11 protein-coding genes, 1 tRNA gene and 1 riboswitch are annotated in these 8,815 nt (G+C 47.2%); of the genes, 3 read left to right on the plus strand and 9 right to left on the minus strand.

Annotated features, from left to right (window positions below; all coding sequences use genetic code 11):
• Positions 1–30 precede the first annotated feature (30 nt).
• The 3 genes from SATMO3_RS21195 to SATMO3_RS21205 all read right to left on the minus strand — a co-directional run bounded on the left by SATMO3_RS21195 (position 31) and on the right by SATMO3_RS21205 (position 1,145).
• Positions 31–357: a single-stranded DNA-binding protein gene (locus SATMO3_RS21195; protein ID WP_371371733.1), complete on the minus strand. Its 327-nt coding sequence runs from the start codon at positions 355–357 to the stop codon at positions 31–33.
• A 151-nt stretch (positions 358–508) separates the two neighbouring features.
• Complete coding sequence (locus tag SATMO3_RS21200; RefSeq protein WP_371371734.1) at positions 509–868, minus strand: hypothetical protein; 360 nt, start codon at positions 866–868, stop codon at positions 509–511.
• A 55-nt stretch (positions 869–923) separates the two neighbouring features.
• Entirely contained in the window at positions 924–1,145 is a 222-nt protein-coding gene (locus SATMO3_RS21205; RefSeq protein WP_090939623.1) for a helix-turn-helix domain-containing protein, read from the minus strand.
• 191 nt (positions 1,146–1,336) lie between these two features.
• On the opposite strand from SATMO3_RS21205, the gene SATMO3_RS21210 reads away from it, so the two are divergent.
• The 3 genes from SATMO3_RS21210 to SATMO3_RS21220 all read left to right on the plus strand — a co-directional run bounded on the left by SATMO3_RS21210 (position 1,337) and on the right by SATMO3_RS21220 (position 3,403).
• Positions 1,337–1,681 (plus strand): helix-turn-helix transcriptional regulator, encoded by a 345-nt coding sequence (locus tag SATMO3_RS21210; protein ID WP_090939626.1) that lies wholly within the window; start codon positions 1,337–1,339, stop codon positions 1,679–1,681.
• 222 nt (positions 1,682–1,903) lie between these two features.
• A complete protein-coding gene (locus SATMO3_RS21215) occupies positions 1,904–2,119 on the plus strand; it encodes a hypothetical protein (protein ID WP_090939629.1) in 216 nt (71 codons plus the stop codon).
• Positions 2,120–2,224: 105 nt separating this feature from the next.
• Positions 2,225–3,403: a tyrosine-type recombinase/integrase gene (locus tag SATMO3_RS21220; protein WP_371371735.1), complete on the plus strand. Its 1,179-nt coding sequence runs from the start codon at positions 2,225–2,227 to the stop codon at positions 3,401–3,403.
• Between the two features lie 109 nt (positions 3,404–3,512).
• On the opposite strand, the gene SATMO3_RS21225 is transcribed toward SATMO3_RS21220, so the two are convergent.
• From SATMO3_RS21225 to SATMO3_RS21250, 6 genes are all read right to left on the minus strand, one after another.
• Positions 3,513–3,589 (minus strand) — tRNA-Arg (locus SATMO3_RS21225).
• A 169-nt stretch (positions 3,590–3,758) separates the two neighbouring features.
• Positions 3,759–5,078 carry a hexokinase gene (locus SATMO3_RS21230; protein ID WP_371371736.1) on the minus strand — a complete coding sequence of 440 codons (1,320 nt, stop codon included), beginning with the start codon at positions 5,076–5,078 and terminating at the stop codon, positions 3,759–3,761.
• Between the two features lie 133 nt (positions 5,079–5,211).
• A complete protein-coding gene (locus tag SATMO3_RS21235; RefSeq protein WP_371371737.1) occupies positions 5,212–5,424 on the minus strand; it encodes a hypothetical protein in 213 nt (70 codons plus the stop codon).
• Between the two features lie 74 nt (positions 5,425–5,498).
• On the minus strand, positions 5,499–5,639 hold the full coding sequence (locus tag SATMO3_RS21240; protein WP_371381765.1) for a Spo0E family sporulation regulatory protein-aspartic acid phosphatase: 141 nt from the start codon (positions 5,637–5,639) through the stop codon (positions 5,499–5,501).
• Between the two features lie 316 nt (positions 5,640–5,955).
• Positions 5,956–7,218 (minus strand): diaminopimelate decarboxylase, encoded by a 1,263-nt coding sequence (locus tag SATMO3_RS21245; protein ID WP_371371738.1) that lies wholly within the window; start codon positions 7,216–7,218, stop codon positions 5,956–5,958.
• Between the two features lie 94 nt (positions 7,219–7,312).
• Positions 7,313–7,488, minus strand: a riboswitch (Lysine riboswitch).
• 44 nt (positions 7,489–7,532) lie between these two features.
• Entirely contained in the window at positions 7,533–8,687 is a 1,155-nt protein-coding gene (locus tag SATMO3_RS21250) for an acyltransferase family protein (protein ID WP_371371739.1), read from the minus strand.
• Positions 8,688–8,815 lie beyond the last annotated feature (128 nt).

An 8,815-nucleotide genomic window follows, 5' to 3' on the forward strand; every position in this document is an offset into this window, starting at 1 on the left:
TTCCATCACACAACACCTCTGTCTGATTGGCTACCTCGGCCGGGTCAGGCCCAGCCTGTCCAAAAACTCAATATCCCGAACCACCACCTCGGTCACTTTCCGCCGCTGCCCGTCTGCTCCTTCTAGCTGCCGCGTATGCAGCCGCCCTTCAATCGCCACCCGGCGACCACCTTGGCCCGCCTGACCAATCTGCTCCGCCAGCGCATCCCAGGCGACGCAGTCAATCGCGTCGGTTTCCTCCCGCACCCTGGTCTTAAAAGCAACGGTCAAAGAAAAAGAACAAACCGCCTTGCCGCTGTTGGTTATGCGCATGTCCAGGTCCGGGGACAAGCTTCCCACCAGAAAGACCTTATTCATGCCCGTCCTCCCCCTTGTTGTCCACATAGTCACAGGCTCTATTACTATTATTGGTTTACGTTTATAAATAAAGTTTACGTTTAAATAATGTATTCAGGTTGCCAATCATAATGATTGACAAATCCGGTTTTGCCATTCCATTTGTCATTCATTATGATTGGCAAATGGGCTTTACTAAAGTCAATCGCGGTTTATCCACAGGGTTATCAACAGATTTATCCACAGCTTTGCCACTCAGTGGTTGCAGTTCATAATACGGTGCTAGCCGGCCGGGGCGGGGCGTATGAACTAAGAGGCCGACCGCCACCAGCTCGCCTCGGGCCCGCGACAGCGTCGCATAACTATAACCCAAAAACCCTAACAGTGTACTGGCTGCCAAGGTCAGCCGGGGCGGCCAGCCGGCCCGGTTAAACAGGTGCATCAGTACACTCCACAAGGCCTGCGCCTCACTCGAAAGCGGACGCGTCAAGAGACGGGCATAAAAACTGTTGAGCTCGGCAATGTAATTCATGGCCCCGCCCACTTCCACCGGTAAAAGGTTTCTTTGTATCGCTGGCGCCCGGTTTTCACGGCAGGATACGTTTCAATCCGGCCGTATTCACGCCCGTCTTGGCGCTGGTCCGCCGCCGCAGCCACTCATTGGCGGCCTCCACATGAATTAAAAAACGGTTCCCCTCCTTCGACGCCGGAAAGTCCGGCAAATAGCAAAACTCCCGTACCCGGTTCTGGCCAATACCGGTCATGGCCGCAAACTCCTTGACCGTGACCACCAGTTTAGTGTTTGTCATGGTGCATCCTCTCCTTTCAGTGAATTAACGCAATTAATCATTGCATTATGTAATAATCATAGCAGTCATTTGGTAATCTTTCAATACGTTTTTCACTTTTATATTTACAAATCGTACTTTAACAATTACAATGTGGGTAGCAGCTCTTTTTATAGTGTGTGCAAATCAAACATGATGGTGTGTGAAAAAACATGAGCAAAGAAATAGGAAAGCGCATCCGCGCTGCCCGCGAACGGCTCCACCTGTCCCAGGCCGCCCTGTCGGACCTGATCGGGGCCGGCAATCAGTCCACGGTGGCCGGCTGGGAGCGGGGCCGCACCGAACCCGACGGCGAAACGCTGGCCCGCCTGGCCGTTATCTTAAAAGTCTCAACCGACCACCTCTTAGGCGTCGACGCCGGCGTGTTATCCCTGCCGGCCGACGTCACTGACCTGGCCAGAGACATTGCCGACCTGCCACCCTCAGAGCGGGCCGTCATTGAAAAAATCGTGGCGGCCTTAAAAGCCGAAGACAAAGACAAAGTTGTCCCTGGTTGACCGGTGGATACGCAATATGTTATATCCCGGCGGCAAGCGCCGGAAATAAAAACAGGCGGGCGAGTGGCGGCCGCCGTTTGCATAGGTACATAGGATAAAAGGATGGTGTGTGAACATGGCGCATGCGGCAAAGTGCCTGCGTGGCTCCGGGACGCCGCCGTAGCAGGGACAAGCCCTACGGCTATTCCCCGGAGCAATCAGCCAGCAAAGGAGGTGTGTGACATGGAACAACGCAAATACGGCAATGGCAGTATCTATCGACGTCAGGACGGCCGCTGGGTGGCCGCCGTCTGCGGCCGCGACCCTGTGACTGGCAAGCCCGTTCGCCAGTATCGCTATGGCAAAACCAAACAGGAAGCGCTGCAGAAAAAAATGGAGCTCCTTGCTAAAAACAAAGAACTCCCTGCCCCTTCCGGCCTGACTGCCAGTCACAGCTAGGCTGTACCTGTAATTCGTTGCAAACCGCATGCGGTGGCAACGGGTTATACAACAACAGCGTGCAGCCGCCCTTGCCACCGACATCGACGAAGGTGGTGTGTGCTCATGGCTAAACGGGCTAATGGCGAAGGAACCATTTGCAAACGCAAAAACGGCCTCTGGATGACGGCCGTCATCATCGGCCGGGACAGCGAAACCGGCAAACCCGTCCGCAAGTATTGCTACGGCAAGACCAAAGGCGAAGTCCAGCAGAAAAAAGACGCCCTGCTCGAACGGAGCAAAGGGCCGGTCTTTATTGACGCCGACAAAATCACCGTCGGCCAGTGGGTGGAAAAATGGCTGACCATCTACGCCCGGGCCAGTGTCCGGGGCAATACCTACATCGGCTACCGCTCGGTGGTCAACAACCATATCCTGCCGCTGTTAGGCGAGATTAAACTGCAAAAACTCAGGGGGATTGATATTCAAAACATGGTGAACACCATCAAAGACAACGGCGGCGGGCCGCGCCTGGCCGAACTTACCTTTGCCGTCCTGCGCGCCGCCTTAAACAAAGCCTTTAACGAAGAAATCCTGCACCGGCTGCCGTTTAGAACGGTGTCCCTGCCCAAGAAGAAGCGCCGCAAGGAATTTGTGCCCTTGAGCAGCACCGAATGGGCGCACCTGTTCACGACAGCCGAAGCCGACGAGGAAATGTATACCGCCCTGTCCCTGGAATGGGCCACCGGCATCAGCCGCTCCGAACTCTTGGGATTGAAGTGGATAGACTTCAATTTCACCACCGACAGCGTCAGCATCCAGCGGGCCGTCATCATCACCGACAACGGCCTGGAGCTCGACGACACCAAAACCACCGCCCGCCAGCGCGTCCTGCCGCTGCCGGAAGTCACCATACTTGAGATCAAGCAACACCAGGCACGCCAGACGGCAACCGTCGCCGCCAATAAGGCCGACGGCCTGCCATGGGAAAACAATGACCTGGTATTCCCCAATTCCTTCGGTAAACTCCAGGACCCGCGCAACTGGTCCAAACGTTTTCAACGCCTGGTCAAAACGGCCGGCCTTGCTATCACTTTTCATAAACTCCGGCACGATCATGCCAGCCGGCTGTCGGCCAACGACTTCGGCATCAAAGACGCCCAGTACCGACTGGGCCACAGTACCACGCAAATGCTTCTCAATGTCTACACCCACAGGATATCCGGCGGCCAGGAACAAATCGCCTCATGGCTGAATTCTTCCTTCCCGGTCGCACCGATCAATCATGAAACACCACTTCATTAAAGTTTTAGAAAATGCAGTTTCCGCCGCGTTGTTGTACGGTTGTTGTAAAACTGCTATGAAAACGAAAAAAAGGCTTCACGAAATCACTCGCAAAGCCTTGATATACCTATGGTGACCCCGGCAGGATTCGAACCTGCGACCTTTTGATTCGTAGTCAAACGCTCTATCCAGCTGAGCTACGGAGTCATGCAGCGAATTATGTTGTCGTAAGCCGCGGGGCGACACGAGAACATATGTCAATCGCTTAGTTCTGAGTGAAGTGAAGAACTTCCACTTCGTAAGTTAGTTGATGACTACTTAAATATTATATTATGCAAATTCGCTGTTGTCAACACAAATGCCATATATTTTCTACTCACAGGCTGTTTCTATACGCCATAGCAGCAGCAATAGCGGCGCCAATACCTGAGCCATCCTTGCTAAGTTTTACGCTGACCCGGCTGGTTTTATCTCCATAGATATCAGCGATTGCCTGCGTCAAATACCGGGAATAGCCAGGCATTTTTTCGAATAGCGAACCGTCGACGGCAATTGTGTGCTGCCGTTCTAAATTGGGATCAATCTTTAATAATACTCCGGCCCAGGTGGCGGCCGCTAAACGAGCGGAACGAGCAGCCACATATCCGGCTACCTTCTGTATCGCCTTACGTTCACTTAATGTTATTTCAGCTATACCCCAGTTGCTTGTTACAATAGCGGCTACGCCATTTAACTCTTTAGACGAGTCGGCAAGCAGTGTTGATATATCGTTTGTCGGCAATGAGTAGGGAACCGCCAGTCTTTCTAAACCGGCCTGGATATGCCCTTGGGCAACAAGTTCTTTAACAATCAGCCGCACTATTTCTCCCAGATACTGCCCTGAAACCATTTTTTCCAGGCGTTGGGCCCCCGGTTTTTCACTGGCCGCATCTAAAAGTACATCATATTTTGTCTGCACAACTTCATCAAAGTTTCCGGATTCCAAATTAATTATCATAGCCTGCCTGTTTGCCGGATGGTAAGGCTCCAGGTAGCAGCTGTTATGGCCGGTTCCCAGGATAGCGCCAATATCGGCAGCCGCATCACTGTACGCCGCTGCCAACAATGTACCTGTAGTGTCATTAATTACAGCATGTGATTTAACATGGCTTAAACCGTTACTGTCTAATCCCGCCTGTAAGAGCTCGCCAACATCCCGTCCTTCTACCCCTTCAGTCTTGATTTCTTTTGTCCAACTGATCAGTACGGCTTTATTAACACTATACTGACGGCAGGGGAAAGAAAATGTATGGCCCAAAGGAAATATACCTTCCTGTGGCACTATTTCGGCAATTTTTCCGGCAATAAACTTAAAAAGTTCTACTCCGGATGATGTCGCAGCAGTATAATCGTATTTGTTCAATTTGTCTTTTAGTGGAAAAGAGCGACGTTCAATTACTCGCGCCTGTCCATACGTTGTAAGTTCAATCAGCATTACCCGCACGTTTGTACCGCCAAAATCAACAGCTACTACTCGCCCCTGTTCCTGGCCTGTCGGACTGCCAATAAAAGAAGGCAGCATTTTAAGAGAACTTTGCTTGCCGGCTAATCCATCTGCCATGGCATCCCTGAACCGGCTGGCAATCGAATTAATCCGTGAAATCGGAATATAAAATAGCTCCTCTACTTCAGCTAATACTGTATCCAACGTGTCCAAGTCATCCACCTCCAGGGTTATGAGAAAACGGCTTACACCGAATCACTGGTAAAAGCCAGTGTTGATGTTGCCGTCATCAATGCTTTTTTGCAGGGTAACAGTAATAATAACCTCCCGTAAAGGGAGGCTATGGTTACTTATGATGATATTTACTAGGTGTAAATAGAAAACGTACGCCCCGTACCAGCCGAACATACTGACGTAATAGCAAACGCTTAAAGTCCGGCCATACCAACAGTAATATAACGGCGGCAATGGCCAGCATCCGATAATTAACGGCGGTATAAAACTGGTCTGTAATAATAAAACCTATTGTCGCAATGGCAATAAGACTCGACCATCTCATACACAACCTTCTTCCGTTCACCAGTCGGTACAGCTTTCCGTTTCTACCAAATGAGCAAAGCTTATATCTAGAAATTAACTACATCGATGCATTCTGTAGTACTTACTGATTTCACTGTCTAACAACTGACTTGCTTCCAGAACCTGTGGATGGGACAAACCATAACAAGCAGCAAGCAAATGCATTTGTTCCCGCAAATATTCTATATTAAACATATTAATTGGTTCGATTTTTTCTGACAACACCTGAGCCCTCCAGCAAAAATATCCGTGTATCAACAACAATTAACATTATAAACGATATTCCCTTATTTTGGAAGGCAAAAATTAGTTTTTTTATAATTTTTTCCACCATAAAGAATTATGTTCTGTCAGGCAGATGAAAGAAAAATGTTGATATAAATACTATAAAGCAAAGAAACACTTGCCACAGGACAAGTGTTTCTTAAAGTTTCTATAAAGTGAACTTAGCCGCTCGCCTGTGCCCGTAGGGCTATAGCTCCCACTCGTTGAAGCAGGGTCTTAGAGCAGGTTAGTCGTTGGATAAACTTGCAAAATCGATGGTTGCAAAATAATCCTCTATTGTCTCCGCTCTGCGAATAAGTTCCACGCTGCCATCCGGTTTCAGCATAAGTTCTGCCGAACGCAGTTTACCATTGTAATTAAAGCCCATAGCATGACCATGCGCCCCTGCGTCATGAATCACTACTACATCACCAATATCTAACATTGGCAGCTTACGGTTAACAGCAAACTTGTCGTTGTTCTCACATAAAGAACCGGTAACATCATAGATATAGCCCAACGGCCAATCCTCTTTGCCTAACACAGTGATATGATGGTATGCACCATAGAGAGCAGGACGCATCAGGTTAGCCATGCAGGCATCCAGGCCAACGTAGTTTTTGTAAATTTCTTTTTTATGCAATACGGTTGAAACCAGATAACCATATGGTCCTGTAATCACACGGCCGCACTCCATGGCAATTTTGAGGGGAGCCAGTCCATTAGCGACAATTTTACTTTCATAGGCCTTTTTAATCCCCTGGCTAATAACAGTAATATCAACTGGTTCTTGCTCAGGACGATAGGGAATGCCAATACCGCCGCCGAAGTTAACAAACTCAATCTGAATATCCAGGGTACGTTTGATCTCAATAATGAGGTCAAACATCATGTTAGCGGTTTCAATAAAATAGTTCGGATCTAGCTCATTGGAAATAACCATGGTGTGAATACCAAATCGCTTTACACCTCTTGCCTGCATAATTCGATAGGCATCCAGCAACTGTTTACGGGTCAAACCATACTTAGATTCCTCGGGATTGCCAATAATTGAGTTACCGCCTTCACGCAGCGGACCGGGATTATAACGGAAGGAAATCATTTCTGGAATACCGGCATGTTTCTCAAGGTAATCAATATGACTAATATCGTCCAAGTTAATAATTGCACCTAATTCACGTGCTTTTTTAAACTCAATCGCCGGAGTGTCATTAGAGGTTAAAATAATCTCTTCGCCTTTCATACCGACTTTTTCAGCTAATAGGAGCTCAGGCAATGAACTGCAGTCTGCCCCCAGCCCTTCTTCCCGCAATATTTTTAATATATGAGGATTCGGCGTAGCTTTCACAGCAAAATATTCTTTAAATTCCGGAGCCCAGCTAAAAGCCTGCGTCAGTTTGCGTACATTTTGCCGGATAGCTCTTTCATCATAAATATGAAACGGTGTCGGGAATTGCTTAATGACATCTACTAATTGTTCCTTTGTAAACGGTAATTTTTTCTCAGCCAATTGTTTCGCCTACCCTTCAAGAATAGTAATATAAAAGCAGTTTGCGCTAAACCCCGCAAACTGCTTAAAGACAACAACTTTGTTCTTATCAGCTGTGCAAGATAGCGCTCCACCTGGAATCAATCAGGTGACAATCTTGCATTTCTTAAATGCAAGACCAGCAAAAGTTTTCGGCCAAAACTTCCACTTCGGCGGTCAGCCCCTTTCTGTATCATCATTGCTGCCAGCTCGCAATACATACTCTTGGTCTGCCGCGCCTCTATCAGAAAAACAATATTTGAATATGTCTATAATATCAGTACACCTACGTAATGTCAATATGTTGGCGGTGAAATCTTGTTACGACTACTGGACACTGTACCAAACACTGGAAGCCGATTTAGGAAAAGTACACTAACAATATAACTGAGAATTACCGCCAAACTGCCCGATATAAAAAACTTAATAAAAGGTCCGTATTTCAGGTTAAGCAATGCGTAATTAAGTATAAATACCGGAAACTGGTGAACAAAATAAATTGCGTACGAATTTGCAGCTAGCCGGCGCCAAATATAAGACCGGCTATTCACCCATCGCTGAAAAATACCGAACAGTGCAAATACTGCGCACAAACAAAATAGTGTATGCAATAATGCATTAGCAGCCAACACCGGTAAAGCGCCATTACCTGCAAACGCAGATTTACCATATAGAAACAAAAAGCCAGTAATGATTGCGCTCAACGACCATTTCAGCGGCCGGGGGCAATACCCCCCGGGAATAAACCACTGGCGGCGATAAGCATATACACCAAGCATAAAATAGAGAATATATAAAACAAATCGCGTCGGCTGAATGAGCAGTATATATTTCACATTGACCCACTCATAATCATTTATTATAGTGTTAACACCGAAAAAAACGACACTGCCAATAAGTACAAATAGCGTCAAAAAAGCAGTCGAAGGTTTGTTGGCTTTCAGCAGTGTCGTCTTTAACCAACCGCAGCTATACACAAAAGCCAGTATTAAACAAAGTAAAGCCAATGCACCTAAAAACCAATAATGCGCCTGTTGATATGACTTTCCGAAAAATAAATTAAACCAGTAGTATAAATAAGCCGGCGGTGTTTGCGAGCGGGTAATGTAAATAAAATACGTAATTGCCGGCGCTAGAAAGATAACACCAATAATCCAGGGAATGATTAAACGAGTCACTTTATCACGGACAAATGCGGCCGCACTATGTCTGACTAATGATTTAACCGAAAAATAGCCGGCAATAAAAAACATGATCGGCATCATAAATACATCATTAATTAACACAAAGCCATCAAAGAAAGAGTTTCTTTGTGTATCAAGAACATACCACCACCAAGGAGCATTTGGCATATAAGCCATTGATGCATGAAAAACAACTACAAGCAAAACAATGAAAGATCTCAGATTATCCAGGAAATAGATTCGCCTCTCACGGTTAACATTTTGCATAGTATCGCCCCCTATAGCATCATGCCATAGGATATATATTCAAGTTTCTACAACTTATTTCCTGCTAATTCCAGTACTATTTATCACGGTAATAGGACCATACGCAGTATAGTCCCCGTATAGTACCA

Source organism: Sporomusa aerivorans (assembly GCF_041428895.1).
Classification (GTDB): domain Bacteria; phylum Bacillota; class Negativicutes; order Sporomusales; family Sporomusaceae; genus Sporomusa; species Sporomusa aerivorans.